General features: G+C 34.6%; 20 protein-coding genes. 9 read left to right on the plus strand and 11 right to left on the minus strand.

The genetic code is table 11. The features are described from left to right. Positions 1-34 precede the first annotated feature (34 nt). The 3 genes from OQ292_RS23125 to OQ292_RS23135 form a co-directional block, all read right to left on the minus strand. Positions 35-271 carry a hypothetical protein gene (locus OQ292_RS23125; protein WP_284686753.1) on the minus strand — a complete coding sequence of 79 codons (237 nt, stop codon included), beginning with the start codon at positions 269-271 and terminating at the stop codon, positions 35-37. Positions 272-309: 38 nt separating this feature from the next. Beyond that, entirely contained in the window at positions 310-615 is a 306-nt protein-coding gene (locus OQ292_RS23130) for a hypothetical protein (protein ID WP_284686754.1), read from the minus strand. Positions 616-687: 72 nt separating this feature from the next. Further along, positions 688-1,257 carry a Crp/Fnr family transcriptional regulator gene (locus OQ292_RS23135; RefSeq protein ID WP_284686755.1) on the minus strand — a complete coding sequence of 190 codons (570 nt, stop codon included), beginning with the start codon at positions 1,255-1,257 and terminating at the stop codon, positions 688-690. A 65-nt stretch (positions 1,258-1,322) separates the two neighbouring features. On the opposite strand from OQ292_RS23135, the gene OQ292_RS23140 reads away from it, so the two are divergent. From OQ292_RS23140 to OQ292_RS23170, 7 genes are all read left to right on the plus strand, one after another. Continuing rightward, positions 1,323-2,204 (plus strand): toxin-antitoxin system YwqK family antitoxin, encoded by an 882-nt coding sequence (locus OQ292_RS23140; protein ID WP_284686756.1) that lies wholly within the window; start codon positions 1,323-1,325, stop codon positions 2,202-2,204. Positions 2,205-2,237: 33 nt separating this feature from the next. Then, entirely contained in the window at positions 2,238-2,417 is a 180-nt protein-coding gene (locus tag OQ292_RS23145; RefSeq protein WP_284686757.1) for a hypothetical protein, read from the plus strand. Positions 2,418-2,739: 322 nt separating this feature from the next. Beyond that, positions 2,740-3,219: a hypothetical protein gene (locus tag OQ292_RS23150; RefSeq protein WP_284686758.1), complete on the plus strand. Its 480-nt coding sequence runs from the start codon at positions 2,740-2,742 to the stop codon at positions 3,217-3,219. A gap of 548 nt (positions 3,220-3,767) precedes the next feature. Further along, entirely contained in the window at positions 3,768-4,568 is an 801-nt protein-coding gene (locus OQ292_RS23155) for a hypothetical protein (RefSeq protein WP_284686759.1), read from the plus strand. 194 nt (positions 4,569-4,762) lie between these two features. Then, entirely contained in the window at positions 4,763-6,889 is a 2,127-nt protein-coding gene (locus OQ292_RS23160) for a prolyl oligopeptidase family serine peptidase (protein ID WP_284686760.1), read from the plus strand. Positions 6,890-6,953: 64 nt separating this feature from the next. Next, positions 6,954-7,649 (plus strand): hypothetical protein, encoded by a 696-nt coding sequence (locus OQ292_RS23165; RefSeq protein ID WP_284686761.1) that lies wholly within the window; start codon positions 6,954-6,956, stop codon positions 7,647-7,649. A gap of 24 nt (positions 7,650-7,673) precedes the next feature. Continuing rightward, the gene (locus OQ292_RS23170) at positions 7,674-8,669 is read left to right on the plus strand and encodes a hypothetical protein (RefSeq protein ID WP_284686762.1); all 996 of its coding nucleotides are present in this window, start codon (positions 7,674-7,676) and stop codon (positions 8,667-8,669) included. Here OQ292_RS23170 and OQ292_RS23175 read toward each other — a convergent pair. From OQ292_RS23175 to OQ292_RS23205, 7 genes are read right to left on the minus strand one after another with little or no spacing between them, the layout of a single operon-like run. Beyond that, complete coding sequence (locus OQ292_RS23175; protein ID WP_284686763.1) at positions 8,659-9,687, minus strand: Gfo/Idh/MocA family protein; 1,029 nt, start codon at positions 9,685-9,687, stop codon at positions 8,659-8,661. The two genes, OQ292_RS23170 and OQ292_RS23175, sit on opposite strands and share 11 nt — an antisense overlap. 1 nt (position 9,688) lies before the next feature. Continuing rightward, positions 9,689-11,014, minus strand: a complete 1,326-nt coding sequence (locus OQ292_RS23180; protein WP_284686764.1) for an MFS transporter — start codon at positions 11,012-11,014, stop codon at positions 9,689-9,691. Continuing rightward, a complete protein-coding gene (locus tag OQ292_RS23185) occupies positions 11,001-12,410 on the minus strand; it encodes a four-carbon acid sugar kinase family protein (RefSeq protein ID WP_284686765.1) in 1,410 nt (469 codons plus the stop codon). The genes OQ292_RS23180 and OQ292_RS23185 overlap by 14 nt, the downstream gene beginning before the upstream one ends. Before the next feature lie 4 nt (positions 12,411-12,414). Beyond that, a complete protein-coding gene (locus tag OQ292_RS23190) occupies positions 12,415-13,044 on the minus strand; it encodes a cyclase family protein (protein WP_284686766.1) in 630 nt (209 codons plus the stop codon). 29 nt (positions 13,045-13,073) lie between these two features. Beyond that, positions 13,074-14,153, minus strand: a complete 1,080-nt coding sequence (locus OQ292_RS23195; RefSeq protein WP_284686767.1) for a hypothetical protein — start codon at positions 14,151-14,153, stop codon at positions 13,074-13,076. A gap of 23 nt (positions 14,154-14,176) precedes the next feature. Beyond that, a complete protein-coding gene (locus OQ292_RS23200; protein ID WP_284686768.1) occupies positions 14,177-15,247 on the minus strand; it encodes an isocitrate/isopropylmalate dehydrogenase family protein in 1,071 nt (356 codons plus the stop codon). 26 nt (positions 15,248-15,273) lie between these two features. After that, a complete protein-coding gene (locus OQ292_RS23205; RefSeq protein ID WP_284686769.1) occupies positions 15,274-15,969 on the minus strand; it encodes a hypothetical protein in 696 nt (231 codons plus the stop codon). A gap of 256 nt (positions 15,970-16,225) precedes the next feature. Between OQ292_RS23205 and OQ292_RS23210 the strand changes: the two genes are divergently transcribed. Next, positions 16,226-17,251, plus strand: a complete 1,026-nt coding sequence (locus OQ292_RS23210) for a LacI family DNA-binding transcriptional regulator (RefSeq protein WP_284686770.1) — start codon at positions 16,226-16,228, stop codon at positions 17,249-17,251. A gap of 76 nt (positions 17,252-17,327) precedes the next feature. After that, on the plus strand, positions 17,328-18,674 hold the full coding sequence (locus tag OQ292_RS23215) for a Kelch repeat-containing protein (RefSeq protein ID WP_284686771.1): 1,347 nt from the start codon (positions 17,328-17,330) through the stop codon (positions 18,672-18,674). A 57-nt stretch (positions 18,675-18,731) separates the two neighbouring features. Here OQ292_RS23215 and OQ292_RS23220 read toward each other — a convergent pair whose 3' ends face one another. After that, positions 18,732-20,933 (minus strand): T9SS type A sorting domain-containing protein, encoded by a 2,202-nt coding sequence (locus tag OQ292_RS23220; protein WP_284686772.1) that lies wholly within the window; start codon positions 20,931-20,933, stop codon positions 18,732-18,734. Between the last annotated feature and the right edge of the window lie 783 nt (positions 20,934-21,716).

Genomic DNA, 21,716 nt, shown 5'->3' on the forward strand with positions numbered 1-21,716 from the left:
TTCTATTCTAATTTCACAATCTCCTCAACCAACTTCAAGCCTTTTGAGAATTTACATTACTTTTCCTTTCTATCAGTTTCATTTTAAACCATCTGGCAGCATAAATTAAAATGGCTAACCAAGCTATAGAAGTGAGTAAACCTTTTAATATGGTAAAAGTGCTAGATAAAAACACGACTGGTTGAGATAGCTCGATGGATTTGGTGATCATTAAGATGATGCATATGTTTTCTGAATAATCGAAAAGCATGGCCAAAAAGGGGATAAGCAATATGCTGGATGTTAATCTGTTTTCGGCTTTTGTGATTTTTATAAGGCGGAAAAACTACTTAAGAAGAGCGCCAAAAGGAATGGATAGCATACATCTAACAATGTTAATTGCGGGAAAAGGTAAAGTTGAAGGCTTCGAGTACTCAAGTTATTTACGATTGATTTTGCTGTAGTAACAGAATAACCGAAAGTTTGTAGGTCATAAGCTTTTGTTCCAATATCACTATTTATTACTGGGAAAGTATAGGTCATCATTAACAGTAAAATCAATTGACTGGCAACAAATAAAATGCAGATATTTTTTACCGAAGAAGTCTTTTGCAGTAAAGAATTTAAATTAGACATGATAACAAATAGATTGATTAGAAATCAAAAATGAGCGTTTCACAGTTCTATTCCATTATCAATTGATAAGAGTTAAGATTGAGTTCTCAATCTACTTAGCGAGATGGGAGTTATTCCTAAATAGGTGGCGATGTCTGTATGCGGTACGAGGTTTTCGATATTCGGGAAATTGGTTCTCAAAAGTTGCAGTCTATCTTTGCCTTTCATCGAGGCCATACTTATCTCTTTTTGTACTTTCGCCATCAATTCGTTTCTTAAAACGGTGTTGCCAAAATGTCTAATTTCGAGGTCTTCTACCATCAAGTTTTCAAATGCTCCTGCATCAATGGTGGCTAATTCCGCATCGGTTAAAGCGCGGATGTTAAGAATCGATTTGCCTTCTTTGTTTCTTGTTGTGCTTGGAGAAATAATGGAACCAGACATAAAAAACGAAATGGTAACATCTTCACCTTCTGGTGTGTAAAGAAAGCTCTTGCAAATGCCATCAATCAAAAAATACTCTAACTTATTATTTCTGCCAACGCTAGCTATTAATTCCCCTTTTTTCACATCAATATATTGCACTAAGCTAAAGATTTTAGCAATCGAATCTCTAGAAACCGGAGCTACAGAATTGATGATAGGGCTAATCTTGTCTTGCATTTTTTAAAGGCAAATTACTATAAAAAGCAGTAGATTTAAATCTAAAGTTAAACAGTTCAATCTTAATGAAATTAATCTTTTTAAGTATTACAATCTGTCTATTATTTATTAAATGCACGAATCATGAAATAGAAGAAAAGTACTATAAAACAGGTGAGCTTAAATCTAGAGTACCTCTACTTGAAGGAAAAAGACATGGTGCTTTTTTTCAATACTATAAAGATGGTTCAAAAGAAATTACATCAAATTGGGAAAAGGGAAATTTGGATGGTGAGAAACTAACATATTACAAAAATGGAGAGCTTGCTTCTCAAGCTTTTTATAAAGATGGAAAACAAGATAGTATATGTTTAGAATTCGACAGTCTTGGTATTTTAATTAGAAAGACGGATTATAAAAATGATAAACCAAATGGTAACTGTGATAGCTATTATAAGAATGGTCAATTAGAATTTGATGGCTATTGCAACGATGGAAAGGTGGATGGTGAATTTGTTCATTATTATGAAAATGGTGATATATACAGAAAGGGATATTATGAAGAAGGAATACTCAAATATTATAAAGCATACGACGAAAAAGGAAATTTCTATGACAATCAATTATGGATAGAAATTACTCCTGTAAATAAGTTAGCAAAGTATGTTTTAAATCAACCTTATGATTTTGAAATAAGATTAAAATATGCTGAAAATCTTAGTAGTGGTATAAATGTAATTATTGGACCTCTTGATAAAAATAATGACTTGATAGATACATTAGATGTAACTTATTCGAGTAGCAGGTTTGCAAAGTATACATATACACCTACTAAAATAGGTGTTAATACATTTTCTGGTGTAGTGTATGAAATGGAACCCATACCTGTTGAAGGTATCGAATATAGGCGAATTTCAGGAAATGACTATTTTCGTTTCGAGGTTCATGTTGAAGGTGAAAATTTATAAATCCAATTCATATAAGTTTATAACAGAACTAGTTTGATGAATAATAAAATTCTGGCAATCTTAAATCAAGAAGATATTTTTAAGATTTATGATGATTTAAAGAAATTCTCAGAAACACACAAAGTAAATGAATATGTTTCCAGTTTTATAGAATTAATTAATAATCAATCAGCATTAATTCGTGAAGTTGTATTTTATGGTTTGCTTAATTAAGCTAGAACTGATAACTCTAAAGTAAAACAAATAGCTTTGACCTGCCTGAATGATCAAGATGAATGTGAAGATTTGAAAATAGTGATAATAAATGGTTTTGGATATGTATATTCAAACACTAAGGATACTCTAATATTAAAAACATTATTATATCAACTATTTGACAAGAGAGAAAATGAATTCCTAAGATAGACATGTTTAAAGAATCTTTTATACATATTTGGAATCAGTAGTAGAGAAGTTTCATTAAGAGAAAGAAATACATGGCAAGAAGTTGAAAATGAAGACTTATTTCAAAACTTGAAATTAATAGAATTTAAAAATGATGAACAGATATTTTTATATTATTATTCTTTTATTAAACTTGATTAGTTGTCATTCATCCAACAATCGATCTCCAAATCTTGAGAATGATGAAGTAACATCTAATATTCAAGATACTGTGGACTATCGTGAAGGTCTTTCTCGAAGAGAAAGAATGGCTGCTGATTCAGATCCAATAACTGAAGAGAGTAGAAAAAAAGCAAAAGAAGATCTACTGTTCTCAAATGATTTAAGAAGATATATCTCTAAAAATACCAGATATCCAGTTGAAAGAATTGAGGATGGAATTGAAGGGGCAGTCATGTTTAATGTGAGGTTCCTTGCAGATTCTAGTGTTAGCATAGGTATCCTAGAGAGCCTAGGTAAAGAATTCGAAGAAGAAACAAAAAGGGTTGTTCAAGAGGCATGGAAAGCTAGTTACAGAAAAAATAAAGTAAATTACAGGAATGGTGACATCAGTCTTTTTTTATATGCCTGAAAGTTTAAAAAATGAAAGCATTTCCAATTAATACATTATGGAGTTCTCGGCAAAGAATTTTAGAATTAAAAAAGAGATTTGAAACTTTTGGTATTGAGGTAGAAGGGGTTTATTAAGAATTGGTTAATTAATGAAGTGGATATATTTTAATATTTTAAATTTCTTTTATAGAATAAATAGTTTCATTGTAGCTGTTCCTGCTTTAGTATTAATAGCATCTGGTATTTATACAAGTTTATATTTCGCTACTTTTATTTTTTTACTTTATCAAGGAATATATAATCACTTTTATGGCATAAACCATTAAATATATTATATAACTGGTGTTTTATTATATGGATTTTTTTTGTTTCAATTATTTACTATTTAGATATAAAATTCTCAAAAGACATTAAAAAAAAACTTGATAATATTAATTCAAAAGCAAATACTAGATATGTTAAAATTGGAATATTAATAGTGTACTTCACTGCTGTATTGATTTATTTGACGTCCATTTAAATAATTAAAAATCAGCATAAAAATCTATTTGATACCTCCCAAATAATATGGCAAAATTATTTTTAATTATTTGTTTAATAACTTTTGTAAGCTCATGTAAATCTAAAATTATTGATGAGCATAAATTAGAACAATTAACTGCTATAGAAAGTGAATATTTATTAGAAAAATTGAAACAAAGAAAGATAGATGAACTAGCTAATACTATTAGCTTGAATACAAAAAATCAGGAATATTTGATGTATTATAGTTCCATTCTAGAAAATATGTATGCTCACTATGGTGATTTAATAGACTACGAAATTGTTGCTAAGTCTTATGGAATAAATTACTCTAATACTGAAGTTAAAACTGGTATCTTGTGTAATGTGAAATTTCAAAATACTCAAAATAAGTTGTATTTTACATATAGTTTAAAAGATAATAAGCTATTACCTATTAAGATATCTGAAGTTTCAGTAGACTTTCCAGAAACAAACATTTTTAAAAAAATTGTAGGCCCATATATTTTAGCTGTAATAAATGCTGATCATCATTGGATTAGTGAGAAGATTTACGAAAAAGGAAAAACTGATATAACTGAGAGGATCATAAAGAGTGCTAAAAAAGAAGGTTTAAATATATCAGATTTTAAATTGTTTAGTCATAGAGTTGATGCTGTAAAGATAAATGACAGCTATCAACAGCTTTTAGATTTATCTTATCATTATACATGGGAAGGGAAATATTATAAATTAAAACTTTGGTTTTTGAAAATTGATAATACCTATCATTTACATAATATTGCTACAGTATTTTGTCCGAAAATTGATTGTGTTGCAGGTTCTGTTATTGAAAGTGTTATCTAACTCCCATCAACTAAGCCACTCAAAAAAACATCTAACCGGATGCTCTAAAAATTAATCCTCCTGCCAAATAAAATTTACTTTAGAAAAAGCTAAATTATACCTTTCTGCTTGGAAAGAATTATTGAAGAAAACTGTTTTCTAACAATTTATTCCTTTTGTTTTACAATTATTCATTAACTACAAGAATCATTATAATGAAAAAACTATTTCTGATAGTCAGCTTATCGAATCTGATATTTTCATGTACACCAACTATTGAACAAGGAATTAAAATGGAATACCCACAAACAAAAAAAGTAGACCAGGTAGACGAGTTTTTCGGTACCCAAGTGAGCGATCCGTACCGCTGGTTAGAGCAAACCGATGCGCCCGAAGTAAAAGAATGGATTGAAGCCGAAAACAAAGTAACTTTCGATTATCTAAGCCAAATTCCATACAGAGAAAAACTAGAAAGCAGGTTGCGTACCCTGTGGGATTACGAAAAACTTTCTGCACCTCGCAAGCGCGGAGCTTATACTTATTATTATAAGAATGATGGCTTGCAAAACCAATCGGTACTTTACCGTACCAAAGATGGAGCCGAGGCAGAAGAAGTATTTCTCGATCCGAATAAATTATCTGAAGATGGGACCACGTCTTTGTCTGGTAGTTCATTCACCAAAGACGGAAGTCTGTTTGCCTATTCTATTTCTCAAGGAGGTTCAGATTGGAGAGAGATTTATGTGAAAAACACAGAATCTGGCGAATTACTTGAAGATAAAATTATAGATGCTAAGTTTACCGGCATTACTTGGAATGGCAACGAGGGCTTTTATTACAGCAGCTACGACAGGCCGAAAGACGGCAACAAACTGGTAGCAAAAACCCAGTTTCATAAATTGTATTATCACAAATTGGGCACGCCACAAACCGAAGATAAATTGGTTTTTGGTGGAGAAGAAACTCCACGAAGATACATTGGTGCAGGTCTCACAGAAGACGAAAGATTTCTGGTAATTACAGCGGCAGAGAGCACCAGCGGAAATGAGTTGTATATTCAAGATTTAAGCAAGCCAAACAGCGAGATTATCCCGATAGTGTCGAATTTCGAAAACGAACATTACGTAGTTGACAGCGATGGTGACAAACTGATGATCTTTACCAATTTGGATGCACCAAACAACAGAGTTGTGTCAACCAGTATCGATAATCCAACTCCAGAAACTTGGAAAGACCTCATTCCAGAAACTGAAAATGTGCTTTCTGTTTCTACTGCAGGAGGTAAAATATTTGCCAGTTACTTGGTGGATGCTAAAAGCGAAATCAAACAATTCGATAAAACAGGAAAGTTAGAAAGAACCATCGATCTTCCAGGAATTGGTTCTGCAGGCGGTTTCTCTGGCGAAGAAGAAGATACCGAATTGTATTACACTTTTACTTCGTTTATCAATCCTTCTACCATTTACAAATACAGCATTGCTAATGGCGAATCGGAACTTTACTGGCAGCCAGAAATCGATTTTGATTTTAGCCAATACGAAACCAAACAGGTATTTTACACCAGTAAAGATGGTACCAAAGTGCCCATGTTTATCACTTACAAAAAAGGCATTGAGCTAAATGGAAAGAACCCGACTTATCTGTATGCTTATGGCGGTTTTAATGTGAGCTTAACCCCGAGCTTTAGTGTAACCAGATTAGTGTGGTTAGAAGAAGGTGGCATTTATGCACAACCTAACTTGCGTGGTGGTGGAGAATATGGCGAAAAATGGCACAAAGCAGGTACCAAGATGCAGAAGCAAAACGTGTTTGACGATTTTATTGCTGCGGCAGAATACCTCAAAAAAGAGAAATATACGTCAACCGAGTATTTGGCAATTTCTGGTGGTTCTAATGGTGGTTTGTTAGTAGGAGCTACCATGACCCAAAGACCAGATTTGGCAAAAGTGGCTTTTCCTGCGGTGGGTGTAATGGATATGTTGCGTTACCATAAATTTACTGCTGGTGCAGGTTGGGCATACGATTACGGTACGGCTGACGACTCTAAAGAGATGTTCGATTATTTGAATGGATATTCTCCAGTTCATAATGTGAAAGCGGGTACTGTTTATCCGGCAACGATGGTAACCACTGCCGACCACGACGACCGCGTAGTTCCGGGGCACTCGTTTAAATTTGCTGCCGAGCTACAAGAAAAACAAGCAGGAGATAATCCGGTGCTTATCAGAATTGAAACCAAAGCAGGACACGGAGCTGGTAAACCTACATCAAAAATTATAGAAGAAGCAGCCGACAAATGGGCATTTGCTTTCTACAACATGGGTTACGAAACACTTCCGTAAATCAAGTTTAATATTCAAGAAAGCATCACTTGTTTAGGCAGGTGGTGTTTTTATTAAAATTTAGATGAACAAATTTTTTTACGTATTATTAATTCTGTTTTGCTTCAACTGTTCTAAAGATAGTGGAGAATTAAAATATGTAGATTTTGAAAGATTTAGAATAAAACTTCCTAGTAACTATGATGTAGAAAGTTTAGGCAGTATAGATTCTTATGCGGCTAAAATTGAGTTAGATTGGGGTACGCTTTCTTTTGATTATGGTCGATATTCTCCTAGTTTAACACTATCTCCAAATGAATACTTAAGCTCTATGAAATGGGAAAGCTCAGGAGATATACCGATGTTTTACCTCATTGAACCTAGACCTATATTTGAAAATGTAGTACAGGTTGATTCAATTTATAAGGCAACATATAATGTTTCAGAATGTATGATTATGGAAGATTGTATTTTATTTACATCTGCAAATTTATTTTCATATGATTTTGAATTAAGAGATTCAACTTTAATTTACCGTTTTGCTTTGCCTGAGGAAATAGTAGAAAGTGATTTTATAATTTCGGAGAAAGACTCAATTTATAAAAAGATAGTATTACCTCATGACTTAAATAAAAATATTGCTGGTGTTAATATGATTAATCAAAAGAGTTGCATAGATGAATTAAATTGTATAGAAAATTTAAGTATATGGACATCAGACTCAATAAAAATTAATAAAGAAGAATTGATTGAAATTTTGCAATCAGTAGAATTTAAGTAATACAAGGTTTTAAATATTAAAGCAATGTGGTTCGAAAATTTAGTTGGTTTTAATGAGATTATTCCAGAAGAGGTAAGAGCTAACCTCAAGATAGAAGGAGATCAATTAATCTCTATAGCTAATTCCAAATCTTATACTTATGGAAAACTGGAAGTGCTCTCACTGGCTGAGTTAGAAGATCGAGCTAAGACATTAGATACTTATCAAGCAAAAATTCAATTTTCAGAAGTAGTTGGAAACATTCAAACTTTTCACAGAAACCCACTGAATGAAGGAGCATTTTTTCAGGCTGCCTCTCAGTTTAATCTCTTAGAAATGGTAGGGCCACATGTTACTCCTGAAGAAGGTGTGGATATATATGAACATGATTTTACCCAAGGGCCAGCTTGTGCCATTGCATGCGGTGCGGGTACAATTTACAGGAATTATTTTGCTCCAGTAAACAATCAAATTGGGCAATCTGCCGACAACCAAATAGATTGCTTAAAAAATTTAGGAGCTGCATTAGGCAATAAAGATGGAGCTCTTTGGGAAATGTCTAACGGCTATGCATTTGCAAGTAAAGAAGGCTTAGAAAATATCTCTCAGCAAATCAGCGCTATGTCTGAGACAGAGTATGAACAGTTAAAGGAAAAATTGAGTATCGGCTTGCAATGGAACACAGAAGTAACCATTAGTGAAAACAAACATCTGGTTACACAGGCTTATTGTTCGGCTTTGCCGGTTGGCTATTCAGATCACTCAACAGGTTTGTGGGAAGATTTCGCTCGCTTGGTACTCAATGCCAGTTATGAAGCTACCTTTTATGCAGCTTTGCTTAATTACGAGCAAACAGGAAATAACAATGTTTATCTTACCCTTGTTGGTGGCGGTGTGTTTGGCAACAAGCCAGAATGGATTTTTGATGCTATCGAAAGTGCCATTCTTAAATTTTCTAAAACTCCATTAAATCTCAAGTTTGTGAGTTATGGTAATTCAAACCAAAAGTTAAAAGCATTTCTCGAATCAATTAAACATTAACACACTTGCCAGTTTCTGCGGCTTCGTAAATTGCTTCTTGTACTTTTAGCACATGCAAATAGCCAGCAATGTCTGTTTCGAAAGACTTATTGTTTAGTAGAGCATCTACAAAGTGCTTTTGAGTAAAATAGACACAATCTCCACTAAAGTTTTTGTCTTGATGTGCATATTCATATTGCCTAATTGGTTCACCAAGTGGTTTAATTTGGATGCTTCCATCTTGTAAAAGCTGAATAGCACCTTTGTTGGTTTCTAGTAGCATTTCACCAAAAGTATATCTCGGATTTGGGCATTTGCTCTCATGATAGCGACTGGCATCAAAAACACCTTGTGCATTATTTTTAAAATCGAAAAGCACAAGTGCGGCATCTTCACCTTTTATGTTCCGGTTAAAGCGTCTTAACTTGGCATAAACTTGTTGAATAGGCCCAGCCAAATATTGAAAGGTATCGATAAAATGCACACCAGTTTCAAAAATGAGTAATCGGGGCATTTCTCTAAAATATGGTTGGCGATTTAGGTAAGCATCAGTTTGCCAACCATCACCCATTCGCATTCTAAAATTTATATTCAATACTTCATTGCCGATAACTTCCTCATCTAACAAGTTTTTAATAGCTCTATACCAAGGTTGAAATCGAAAGTTTTCATGCACCATGCATCGGATGTTTTTCCTTTTTACAAGCACTTCAATTTCTCTGGCTTCTGCAAAAGTTGGAGCCAAAGGTTTCTGGCAAATCACATCAATCCCCAAATTTGCTGCGGTTTTAATAATCTCAAAATGTGTATTGGGAGGAGTAATAATATCAATAAAATCCGGCTTTTCCACTTCCAACATTTCTTTGTAATCAGTATAGACTTTCGCTATTCCATACTGATTAGCCTTTGATTGTGCTGCTTCTTTTGAATTATCACAGATTGCTGAGATTTCTATTTCAGAAATTCTACTCCATGCTTCATAATGAAACTGGCTAAAATATCCTGCACCGATCCCTACACCTTTGAGTTGTTTGTACATTTTAGTATTTGATAATTGGTTGATCTGTTTTTGTTCCTAGCCAAAAAATAACAGCAACAATGTTGAGTGCTGCACTTATAAAGAAAAATGGTTCAACTGAGCCAGTAAGTGAATGTAAATAGGGGAATGATAATGAAGTGATAAAGGCACCTACATTACCAGCCATGTTCATGGTTCCGGAGACTGTTCCAGAATTGGATTTGCCAATATCGACACAAGCAGACCAAGAAGGACTAAGCGTCATATCTGCACCGAAAATGGCTATAGAAAGAAAGATTACCGCACCCAAAGGAGTTGACATGTAGACACTGCCAATTAAACCAATTGCTGCTAAAATAAAACCTGTAATGGCGGGTAATCTTCTCGATTTTATCCATTTACCTTTTTGGTAAATATGATCGATCCACCAACCAGAAAACCAATTGCCAATGGCTCCAAAAACCAATGGTGCAGAAGCATAAAAACCGGCCTCAACTGCTTCAAGATTGTACTGTTCTTTAATGTGGGGGAAGAGCCATGTAAGGCTAAAAAAGAAAGTGAAATTGCTGCTGAAGTACTGTCCCATTAAGAGCCACATATTTTTTGAAGATAGTACTTGAGAGGCAGTGAGACCAGTTTTTGATTGTTGATCAGAGTTAGTCACTATTGTATGATTGGAATCAAGTTGATCTGACACTTGTCGATTTGATAGTATAAAATTTTGTTCTACTATATTGATAAAGGGATGTTCTTCTGGTTGATCTCTAAAACCAAACCACCAGATAAATGCCCAGACTATTCCGATTGAACCCAATAATAAAAAACTGTTTCTCCATCCTAAAGAATTGATCATTAAGGCGACTGCTGGTAAGGCAAAGGCTGCACCTAATCTCGAACCAGAAAAGTTAATTCCTGTAATAAGTCCTCTTTCTTTAAGTGGAATCCAGTTGTAGGTTACCCGAGCCATAGAAGGGAAAGCACCTGCTTCACCTGCACCAAATAACAACCTTACTGTAATGAGGGAGATGTAATTAAATGCCATACCAGTAAGCGCAGTAAAAGTAGACCAAATGGCTACAATGCAAGTTAAAACTTTTCTTGGTCCAAATTTATCTGCAAAGATGCCCGACGGAACCTGAAAGAGTGCATAACCGAGTGCAAAAGCAGAAAAAATCCAGCCCATTTGTTGTTCGCTAAGTGCTAACTCACTGGCTATCGGACCTTTGGCTACAGAGATACAAATGCGGTCTATGTAAAGTAAAAGTGCTAGTAAGAAAGTACTCAGTACCAATAAAAATCTGAGTGGAATTGCTGGTTGCTTATTGGTTTTGGTTTTAAATTGGTTCATTCTCAAAAAGTTTTATGCATGCCTGATACAAGCTGGTTTCATCACCTACATTACCGGGGAAAATAACATAGGTGAGTCCGGGAAAGAGACTTTGTTTGCAGGCTTCCCATACGGGTACACCTGCTAAAATTTGTCCTTTTACATTGGCTTTGGTAATGCCTAAACCCTTGGTGGCTATTTCGCTTGAAGTAATGCCTCCTTTAGCCAATATGTAGCCCGGTTCTTTTTTTATTCTTCTAATGATTTTTACAAGACCATCAGAAATTTTTTGTCCGTTTATGAGCTGTGCTCTTCTTGAGTCTCCCAGTATTAATTTTCGACTGGTATAAAGCAAAACATGATTTTCTTCCAGCTCTTTTTCAAGTGTTTGTGTACATGCGATTATTTCTTCTTCGGCATTTTCACTTAAAAGTTTTTCAATGTCTATTTCAATACAGACAAGCGATAAGTTTTGTTGAATTAGGTAATTTAGCTGAGTTGAAGTTTTGGGAACATATGAACCGACTACAATTATACCCGGTTTAGATTTTTCGATGTTTAATTCTTTAGTGGAAAGAAGCGGTTTTTCGGTAATACCTCCATAGCCTTTCACAAAAGTGGCAGCCGTTCTAAACAAAAATTTATTTCCGGCCTTTTCGGCTTTGTGGAGTGCTAATGCTATTTTTTCGATGTCTGAGTGAGCCAGTGCATCTATGGTACAAACAGACCTATTTTGCAGGTTTATAAAAAACGTAGTTAATTGCTCTACAGAAGATAACCTGATTTGCTCAATAGAGATATTTTTAACATTTGCTGCTTGTACTTTACCTTTAGTTTTTTCTTCAATCCATTTGTTTAGTTGAGAATGAGAGTAACCAAAATTAAAATCTCTAGCAAAAGGAGTAAGGGCAGCAGGAACGAGTTCGCCATTTTCTTCTACATAATGTAAACCGTTTGCAGTGTATCTACCACCTTCAAAAAATGCAGGTACAATTATTTCGATCGCATCTTCCAGATTTAATATTTTTTTAAGTGCATTGGTTTCTGCCGGATAATGTCCTCTTAAAGTGGAATCGCTTCTACTGATAATTGTAAATTCTTTTTCACTTAATTGAGAAGCCAGTTTGATGTTAATTGCTATTACCTTATTCAAAGCAACAGCTTCTTCTTCTGGAAAACTTCTCGAATTTGTAAGTATAAAAAATAGGGGCGTGTTATTTCTAAATTCATTTTGTATTGAGGCAACACTCCAATTTGTTAAAACAGGAACATTGTGTACTGTCTGACAACCGGTGGGGTCATCATCCAGTACTACGATGCTTTTAGGATGCTCTTTTCGCCAGTTTATAATCTCACTAAGCAAAGAAGGCGATTCTGGAGGGAGCGTAGCTGATATAGACTTTAGAGTTGTATGCATAATATCAAGATTCTGAAAGTACAAAAGCCCGGCAAGGTGCTCCATCACCTTTACTCACTTTTAATGGTATAGCCCAAAAATCAACCTGTTTCGAAGATAAACTTTCAAGATTAGTTAAGCCTTCTACAATGATAATTCCATTGCTCAAGAGAATTTTATGGATGCGTGTCACTTCTTCCAGATTGTTTACATCTGCTACCGAAGGTGGTTCTACACCAAGTAAAGACACTTGTCTGGCAACGCACCATCTGGCCAAACTTTCACTAACACGAGGTAGCTCATTTCTGTATGCATCTGTTCCTATTTTGTTTGACCATCCAGTATGAAGCAATAAGCCATCTCCGGGTTGTAAATTCTTTAAGATGGAAATATTTAGTTGATGTGGCCCTATTAAACTACTGGGAGCAATGTTTCCTAAATTTGCTACCCAAGCTTTAACTCTACACGATTCTAAAGGTATTTCATCTATTGATGTTTCATTTACTCCAAAGTGTCGGGGAGCATCCATATGTGTACCAGCATGAGAATAGATTTGAAGGTTTCTCGCATTCCAACCATCTTTATCAAGCTTTTTTGCATCTTTCCATGTGAAGCCACTTATTTTTTCATCGTATGATAGTGTGAGATCTGTCATTTTCAAAATGATGTTTTTAATATTCGAGATTACTTTCCAGTGATTTCTTTTACTTTATTAAAGAAGTCTTTTTTTCTTTTTGAGCTGATTTTCCAATCTACAGGAACAGACTGGTATCCTTCTTCGTAGCTTTCACCCTTTCTTCTGAAATCGAAAAATCCCCATGATGCATACGCTTTCACTGCTGCTACCATATTGTTGTTTTCTTTTTCGAAGTCGTAGTGGTCATCTTCATTAAACAAAATAGGTTGGTTATCATAGCCATCTATTTGTTTGGTGTCTTCAACCATTTTGGTGATTAGTTCGGACTCTTTTACACCATTGCCATGTAATAATAAAAAATCGCTCACTTTAACTACATTGGCAACGGGTAACTCTGCACCGCTAAAACTGGTACCGGTTGGGAAATGGTAACCACCTCCCGCATCTTTTTCTTTAATTCTCACAATGAGTTCATCTACTCTGTCTGGCTTTAAAATATCATGATCGTAATGGATAGTGGTTTCGTTATTCACTTCAATCAAAATATTTTTATAGCCCTTGCTTACAAGCCATTCTGTAGTTTGATCAGTCGCTGTTATAATCGCTTTTTCGTCTTTAAGAAACTGATCTTGCCCAAAATAGAAATAACCAAGTATTACAACCATTCCGAGTTTATCTGCTTTTTTTAGAATTTTATTAAGTCTTGAAAAATAGGCTTTTTTCAAACTTCCATCTTCTTCAAAAGCATTGTTTACCCATTGTTTATTTCCGTAGCCTATCGGGCTTCCACCTTGGAGGTTTAGTGTAAAAGACAAAAGGCCGTGATCGTACCAATCTTCCATAGCTTTAACAAACTCTTTAGTATTCCTGTTAGGATCCCACTTTTTTGTGTCTGGATAAACAAACTGTACACGAGTTTCAGGGTTTTCATCATCAAAAACTCCCTGAACCATTCTGGAGTTAAATAAAAGACCTTCGATCTTATTTCCATTCCAGTATCTGCCTTTATAAGTAGGCTCACCATTGATGTAGAACTGATTCTCTTTAATACTCACTATGGTTTTCTGTGCCCAAGAATAGTTAGTAATTAAAAAGAGTGTCAGTATTGATACGATAACTTTTTTCATTTTCATATTGTTTTCAAATTATTCTAAGCTGCAACAAATTGTTCGATATTACTAATTACAGCGTCAGCAATTTGAGTTGTAGAAGCATTTCCTTTTAAATCTTTAGCAAAAATTCCAGCTTTGGTGGTTTCACAGATTCCATTATAGATACTTTCTGCAGCAGCAAACTCTCCTAAATGTTCTAGTAAAAGTCCGGCAGACCAAATAGCCCCAATTGGATTGGCAATATTTTGTCCGGCAATGTCTGGAGCAGAACCATGTATAGGCTCAAACATAGATGGATAATTTCTTTCAGGATTGATATTCCCACTTGGCCCAAAACCCAAACTACCCATAATGGCACCACCTAAATCGCTAAGAATATCACCGATCATATTTGTGGTAACAATCACATCAAAAATTTCAGGTCGAAGTACAAAGTTTGCAGAAGCATTGTCTACATACATTTTGTTGTACTCTACATCCGGATAGAATAGAGATACTTCTTGAATAACTTTGTCCCAATAAGCAAGGCTATGAATTAATGTGTTAGACTTGGTAACATTGGTCACTTTTTTTCTTCTTCTCTGAGCCAGTTTAAAGCTGTAATGGGCAATTCTCTCAATGCCTTTTCTAGTGAAAACACTGGTGTCTGTAGCTATTCCATGTGGTTCTTCTGGAAATAGAATTTTACCATTTTGAACAAATTCGCCTTCGTTGTTTTCACGGATTACTACAAAATCTATATCTTCATGTTGTTTGTATCTTAGTGGGCTACTTACGCCAGGCAGGAGTTTTACAGGCCTGTAGTTTACATACTGATGAAAAGTAGTTCTTATTTTAAAGGTATACAGCATTGCAGGAAGCGTGTCGTCTACATCTGGGCAGCCAACCGCTCCAAAGTAAATCGCATCGAAGTGTTTTAATTCTTCTAAACCATCTGGAGTTATAAATACTCCTTTTGCTTTGTAATAATCTGCTCCCCATGGAAAAGAGCTGGTGGTAAGAGTAAAACCATATTTCTCTGCAACTGTATTCATTACTCTTAATCCAGCAGGGATGATTTCTTTACCGATGCCATCACCTGGTACAATTGCTATTTTGTAATTTTTCATTAGTTGTATTTAGTGTTATATAATATTTATTTTTTTCTTTTTTCTTCAGGACCATCTCCTTCAGGCTTTGTAAACTCTTTTTCCATTACCCATTTATCGAACTCGAAACCATCTTCTCGCATGGAGAATGAGATAGTGTGTAAACCCGGTTTATCGATGTTTAAGTAGATGAGTTTTTCTACGCCAGTGTGCACTTCACCTGTTCTTTGTCTGCTTTGCCATTGCCATTTGGGTGAGTTTCCCCAGAATTGCATTCGTTGCCCAGTTTCTGGCCATTTGCCATCTATGCCTACATGTATGCCATTATCTTCAGAACCCGAAGTATGTGTTCTTACCCACACATAATATTTACCTGTGGTGTTAAAATAGACTTTGTAGTCTAGCACTGCCATTGTTCCGGGTGAGTTGGTAAAATTCACACCATGCACCAAAGAATCGTCGTGAGTGATTCGGGTATCTGGTAAAATTTCCATATAAGCGCTGCCACATGCATCTGCTGCATGGTTTCCATCTTTATCTGGTTGTACATCAGCAGAAGTACTCGAGCTTTGTAAATACCATTTTCTTTTAGTTGTTTTCTTTTGTTTATAAAAGTGCTCGGCTTCTACAGCTACCACACCATTTACTTCTTCAAAAACTAACTCTTTTTTTGTAAAACTTAAATTGTATTTTGCGATAACTACCAAAATTAAGACAAAAAATACTGCTGGTGAATTTTTCATTTTCAAATTGTACTAATTAAAGATACTAGGTTAAAAAACAGTTGTTTGGCAGCGTAGTTAGAAGTGTCATTTTAATTAATCTAAGAGATAAAATATATCAATAGCAAGTAAATTACCATATTTTTTTATGCAAAGCTTTCCGGCAAGGTTTGCAAAAATCTTTTTATCAATAAAAAAGCTGTAAAATTACCTGTAATAGGTGGTAGATTTTGTATATTCATAATGAAAATGAAATACTACTGAATTTGTACTAATTATGGATACGGCTGGATCAATTACCTTAAAAGACCTAGCAGAGAAATTGAATATTTCTGTGTCTACAGTCTCAAGAGCATTGCGCGATCACCCAGATGTGAACGATGTAACAAAAAAGAAAGTAATGCAGTTGGCCAATGAGTTGGAGTATGAGCCGAACGAGTTGGCATTGAGTTTACTTAAAGGGCATTCTAACATTATTGCGGTTATATTACCTAAAGTTGCTTATCACTTATATGCAACTGCCATTTCTGCAATTGAAAATGTGATTAAGCTAGATGGCTACACCTTGGTAACTGCCCAAACACACGAGTCTACTTATAGAGAAGCAAATGCGATAAGTGCATTAATAAAGAATAGAATTGCCGGGTTTATTGTATCGGTTGCCAGCGAAACAAAGCAGTTTAAGCATTTTGAACAGCTAAAGAAAAAAAACATTCCGCTAGTTTTTTTTAATAGAGATTGCGAAGATATTGCTGCATCAAGAGTAATTATAGATAATGTTGATGCGGCTTTTAAAAGTGTTGAGCATTTAATAGAAAATGGCTTTAAAAGAATTGCATTTTTAGGTGCTTCTAGGTTAGTACAGATAAGTAACCGAAGATTAGCTGGATATAAAAAGGCTTTGATGTTTTATGATTTACCATTAAAGCCTGATTACATTGTTCATTGTGAGTTTGAAAAAGAGAATGTAAAACAGCAAACTTTGGAATTGCTGAACATGGAAGAACCACCAGATGCTATTTTGGCTTTTAGCGATCAAATGGCTGTAAGTGCTATGGTTGTGATAAAAGAAATGGGCTTAAAAATTCCTGACGATATTGCTATTATGGGATTTAACAATGAACCAATGGACGAATTAATCTCACCTTCTCTTACCAGTATTCATCAACCGGGTTACGAAATGGGAAAAGCAGCTGGTGAATTATTAATGGCGCAAATAAAAAGTAAGAAAGAGGTTGAGCTTCGGCAAGAAGTTCTATCTACACAATTAATCATTAGAGAATCTACAGCTAGAAGAAAGTAATTGAGAGAATTTTTTAGTGGTTTTCTTTCATTTCACTATCTTTCAAAGAATTTAACTTAAGAAACTTATTTTTTTGATGGATAGACAACATATTCTTCACTTCATACTTTTTGTTACAATTTTTACTATTTCTTCTACTTCTCAACTAATAGCTCAAACTTCTTGGGAACAAGTAAAAACAGAAAACGAACCTAGTAAAAGGCATGAAAATGCTTTTGTAAAAGTGGGTACTAAGTTTTATTTGCTTGGTGGTAGAGGAATGAAACCTGTAGAAATTTACGATCCTGCCACTGCAACTTGGTCTGAGGGACAAATGCCACCAGTTGAGATGTCTCATTTTCAGTCTGTGGCTTATCATGGGATGATCTACGTTATGGGAGGATTACAAAGTGGTTGGCCATCGGAAACTCCTTTGTCGCATATTTACATTTACGATACTGTTGAAGATCTTTGGGTTGTAGGTCCAGAAATTCCAAAAGACAGACAAAGAGGTGCGGCAGGTGTGTTCGTCTATGAAGATAAAATTTATATGGTTTGTGGAATTATTAATGGACACACTTCTGGTTGGGTTTCTTGGTTTGATGTTTACGATCCTAAAACAAACACTTGGTCTAAACTACCAAACGCACCAAGAGCTAGAGATCATTTTCAGGCAGCCGTAGTGGGGGATCAGCTAGTGGTAACTGGTGGAAGAAAGTCAGGTTATCAAGGGCAAGGTTTTGAAGCAACCATAGCCGAAACCGATATGTATGACTTTTCAACTGGAAAATGGATAACTTTGCCATCGTCGTCAGGAGATATACCTACCCAAAGAGCAGGTTGTACAGCAGTTGTAGTGGGAGATGAAGTAATTGTAATCGGTGGAGAAAGCGGTAGCCAAGAAAAGGCACATAGCGAAGTTGAAGTTTTTAATGCTAAAACTAAAAAGTGGAGAAAGTTACCATCTTTAAATACAGGCAGACATGGCACTCAAGTAATTTATTCTGAAGGCAATTTATATATAGCTGCAGGTTGTGGAAACAGGGGAGGAGCACCAGAATTAAACTCTTTTGAAACTTATGTTTTAAAAACTGATGATACTAATAAAGATGTGGCGATAGTTGATGGTAAATTAAGTACCAATGCAGAAAGCATTACTTTTGAAAAGGTGAAACCTTATTTTTCTAATAAGAAATCTATTACCCTTAAAAATGCAGAAGGTAATCAAGGTGTATTGTTGACTTACGTTATCTCAACCGATCAATCTAGTTTTACAGTAGACTTTCCTTATGAGCTGCCTTATATGATTAATCCCGGTGAAACGGTTGATGTGGAATTGACATTCACTCCTAAGGATACTAATTCTACCGAAGGAGAGATTTTAATAAAGTCTTCTGATAGAGGAAATAAGCAACCCTTAAGTATAAAACTCAAAGGCAACTAGAAATAAAACCCTCCAAAACTGCTTGGAGGGTTTAAGTTTTTTGGGATTCATATCGATCTAATCTTTAAATATTTTATAAGAGTTTCCATCTTTATCTAAAATAAAGTAAACTCCACTATTTAACCTTTCTACATTAATTCTTAAATCGCTTCCATCATTTTCAAATGAGTATAAATCTTCTGGTATCAATTTACCATTTTGATTAAAGATTTGGATGTAATTATAATTTTTGATGAAGTTGAATGACAAATGAATGATACCATTTGTTGGGTTAGGAAAAACAACCGGTTCTAATACAGCATTACTTGTAGTACTAGAAATTATATTATTAATATATTTATCAGCTTGATTAAATGCTTTTTTTCCAACATGAGCCCCCATTATTCTTCCGGGAATATCATCGGCAGGTGGATGAATGCCACCCCAGATTCTAGATAAACTGCATTGATCAGCTGCATCATAATATTTAGCCCATTGTAATACTATGTCTTGAGATGGGCCTTCTTCAAAGAATAGGAACTTATTTTTTTCTGCTACAAATTCACCTAATCCGTTTGGAAAATATTCATCACCTGTAAGCAATGTCATTACATTTGCGGCGGCTCTTGAATAGGTAGAATGACCAGAAACATAACCGGCAAATGGTGGAGTAACGAAAGATGGTCGTTGATATGGCCACCATTCTTCAGCTAAAATCCAAGAGACTTTAGTTTCATAAACATTTTGGTCATGATCGAACTTATGCCCGCTCCAAGAGTATACTTTTATCTTATTTAAGTTTTCATTATTTTCTCCTACCAAGGTATCATTTTCAGTAATTAGTTCTATGTATCCATCAATTAGAGGTAATCCTTCTGGAGAATAATTAGGTAATTGGGTATTAGTAGATTGCCCTTTTGAAGCCATGTATCTGATTGCCGAAATTGGTCTTATATAATCGTAATATCCCTTTACACTCCAAGCGGCAATGGCCGCATCATGCATTGTTGCACCTAGAATAAAATAAGCTTTAATATCCCATTCTAGTTTATTTAGTCTTTGGCCTATACCTTTATACCGTCTCACAAACTTCGGATGATAACTCACATAATTTAAAATAGTGTACCAGTGGCCAGGAGGAGTTTCTGAGTCTGGTCCATCTGCCCAAAATTCTGCTAATACTCTTCCATAATCACCTCTTGGTACCATTTGTACATTATAGGGGTTTCCTGTTTTTGGGTTAACTGTATAACCTTGGCTATTATCTTGCCCACTATAGAAATCATAGAAATTTTGATAATCTTCGAATTTATTTGGGAGTGATTCTAAAGAGATATTGCCAATGCTATTTGGTGAAATATCGATCATTACGCTATCAAATGGACTTAGATGGCTTCCCCAAACAGATACCATACTAAATCCCCATTTATAGGGATCATCTATTCCGTTACTAGTTGTTGTATTAATAAAAGGTGGAGGTCCGGGATCACAATAAACTTGGTAAGTATTACCATCTCTGGTATAAGTAGTCTTGTCTTCATCGTCTAAGGCAAAAGGAATTACATTACCCCATTCTGGACTTAAAAAATCTACTATTGAAAAGTTAATGAGGTTGCCACTTTGGTCTATAAATGGAACACTTAAAATCAATGGTTGCCATCTATTCGGATCAGTGACAAACTCATTTGAATATTCTGACAGCTCGAGTGGATCATTGATTGGCTCGTAATACATGTTTTCATAATTATCTAATTCGTTAGAGCCATCTTGCTGGCCATAAAGAATTACTTGTCTGGCAATAAAATTACCCAATGCGGCGGCTGAACCAGAAGCATAATTAGTACTGATTATGCTAGGATTATACCCTAAAGTATTCATCAAACTATCAATATAATTTTTGGCAATGGCATATCGAGGTGCATTTCTAAATCTGTAATTAATTAACCGATAAGCAGCATAAGTTATGGCTTCTTTTTGAGCATCTTCTATGTTGGTACCGGCATAGGTAAAACCTTCAAAAGGTGTGTAAAAACCTCCTACATTTTTATTGAGAAAATACGGTTTGGCGGTTGTTTTACTGGTTACCACCCAAGCGTCGTACATGGCAGCAGAAATGTGAAAAAGGTTTCTTGCATGAATTGTAGGACGTGCATAATCATTTCTGATGCAGGTAAGTAATACTTCGTTCCATTCACGTGCAATAGAATATTCTGTTTGGGCATATACATAAGTAGAAAAAAATGGGAAAAATGCGATGAGGTAAACTTTTAACTTAGCCATACTATATCACTTATTGGTGAGATTAAATTGTACTAATCTTAACCAATTTTCACTGATCTTGTATGATAGTTAAATTCGTGTAAGCTTTAAATAAAAAATTATGAATGTAAGTAATAACTGAAATTTTCTTTTGATAGATCGTACATATTTAAACGCCCAAATAAGAGTAATTATATTACTTACTAAGTTGAACTGCTTTTGTTAAGAAGTTTAATATATCTTATACAGAGTTGAATTAAATAAATGAATAACTGTAACTTATTGTGATGGAGAGAAATATTATATTCAGTAGAGATGCAAAACTTACTCAAGTTATATTTTAATAGTAAAAAGAAGAATTCTAATTACAAATTCTCAATTTCCGTTCAATAGAGTTTGCACTATAAAGAAATAACTTTAAATGCGATAAGCTTAGAAAGCATTGAAAATAAAAAAACCGGAAAAAATCCGGTTTCTTTATCTTACATCAGCCGACGTGAAAAATTCACTATGAGAAATCGGCTGGGAAACGTTGATTGTTAAGTATTAAATGATCAATTAGGTATGAAAATTTTTGTCTATAAATGTCGATATCTATGTTACTCAGGCTTTCCTTAACGATATCTTTTTAATCTCCTACAAGATTGTACTAATGCAAAAAACTAAGCTTAATCTTTTAGCTATAATGCTAATTAACAACTGTAGCTCATAGTTAAAGTCAAGTAATCTATGTAGCGCATTTAGCTTAATATGTTTTAAAACCAAACAATTAGTCAAATGCATTTATGTACAACCTATGTGGAG

The sequence above is a fragment of the Chondrinema litorale genome, assembly GCF_026250525.1.
Taxonomy (GTDB): Bacteria; Bacteroidota; Bacteroidia; order Cytophagales; family Flammeovirgaceae; genus Chondrinema; species Chondrinema litorale.

Excerpts from the sequence above, each read along its gene's own strand:
- OQ292_RS23155 (WP_284686759.1), top strand. The coding sequence starts at position 3,768 with ATGGCAAAATTATTTTTAATTATTTGTTTAATAACTTTTGTAAGCTCA.
- OQ292_RS23160 (WP_284686760.1), top strand. The coding sequence starts at position 4,763 with ATGAAAAAACTATTTCTGATAGTCAGCTTATCGAATCTGATATTTTCA.
- OQ292_RS23205 (WP_284686769.1), bottom strand. The coding sequence starts at position 15,969 with ATGAAAAATTCACCAGCAGTATTTTTTGTCTTAATTTTGGTAGTTATC.
- OQ292_RS23175 (WP_284686763.1), bottom strand. The coding sequence starts at position 9,687 with ATGTACAAACAACTCAAAGGTGTAGGGATCGGTGCAGGATATTTTAGC.
- OQ292_RS23220 (WP_284686772.1), bottom strand. The coding sequence starts at position 20,933 with ATGGCTAAGTTAAAAGTTTACCTCATCGCATTTTTCCCATTTTTTTCT.
- OQ292_RS23165 (WP_284686761.1), top strand. The coding sequence starts at position 6,954 with ATGAACAAATTTTTTTACGTATTATTAATTCTGTTTTGCTTCAACTGT.
- OQ292_RS23185 (WP_284686765.1), bottom strand. The coding sequence starts at position 12,410 with ATGCATACAACTCTAAAGTCTATATCAGCTACGCTCCCTCCAGAATCG.
- OQ292_RS23200 (WP_284686768.1), bottom strand. The coding sequence starts at position 15,247 with ATGAAAAATTACAAAATAGCAATTGTACCAGGTGATGGCATCGGTAAA.
- OQ292_RS23135 (WP_284686755.1), bottom strand. The coding sequence starts at position 1,257 with ATGCAAGACAAGATTAGCCCTATCATCAATTCTGTAGCTCCGGTTTCT.
- OQ292_RS23190 (WP_284686766.1), bottom strand. The coding sequence starts at position 13,044 with ATGACAGATCTCACACTATCATACGATGAAAAAATAAGTGGCTTCACA.
- OQ292_RS23195 (WP_284686767.1), bottom strand. The coding sequence starts at position 14,153 with ATGAAAAAAGTTATCGTATCAATACTGACACTCTTTTTAATTACTAAC.
- OQ292_RS23140 (WP_284686756.1), top strand. The coding sequence starts at position 1,323 with ATGAAATTAATCTTTTTAAGTATTACAATCTGTCTATTATTTATTAAA.
- OQ292_RS23210 (WP_284686770.1), top strand. The coding sequence starts at position 16,226 with ATGGATACGGCTGGATCAATTACCTTAAAAGACCTAGCAGAGAAATTG.
- OQ292_RS23215 (WP_284686771.1), top strand. The coding sequence starts at position 17,328 with ATGGATAGACAACATATTCTTCACTTCATACTTTTTGTTACAATTTTT.
- OQ292_RS23170 (WP_284686762.1), top strand. The coding sequence starts at position 7,674 with ATGTGGTTCGAAAATTTAGTTGGTTTTAATGAGATTATTCCAGAAGAG.
- OQ292_RS23150 (WP_284686758.1), top strand. The coding sequence starts at position 2,740 with ATGATGAACAGATATTTTTATATTATTATTCTTTTATTAAACTTGATT.
- OQ292_RS23130 (WP_284686754.1), bottom strand. The coding sequence starts at position 615 with ATGTCTAATTTAAATTCTTTACTGCAAAAGACTTCTTCGGTAAAAAAT.
- OQ292_RS23180 (WP_284686764.1), bottom strand. The coding sequence starts at position 11,014 with ATGAACCAATTTAAAACCAAAACCAATAAGCAACCAGCAATTCCACTC.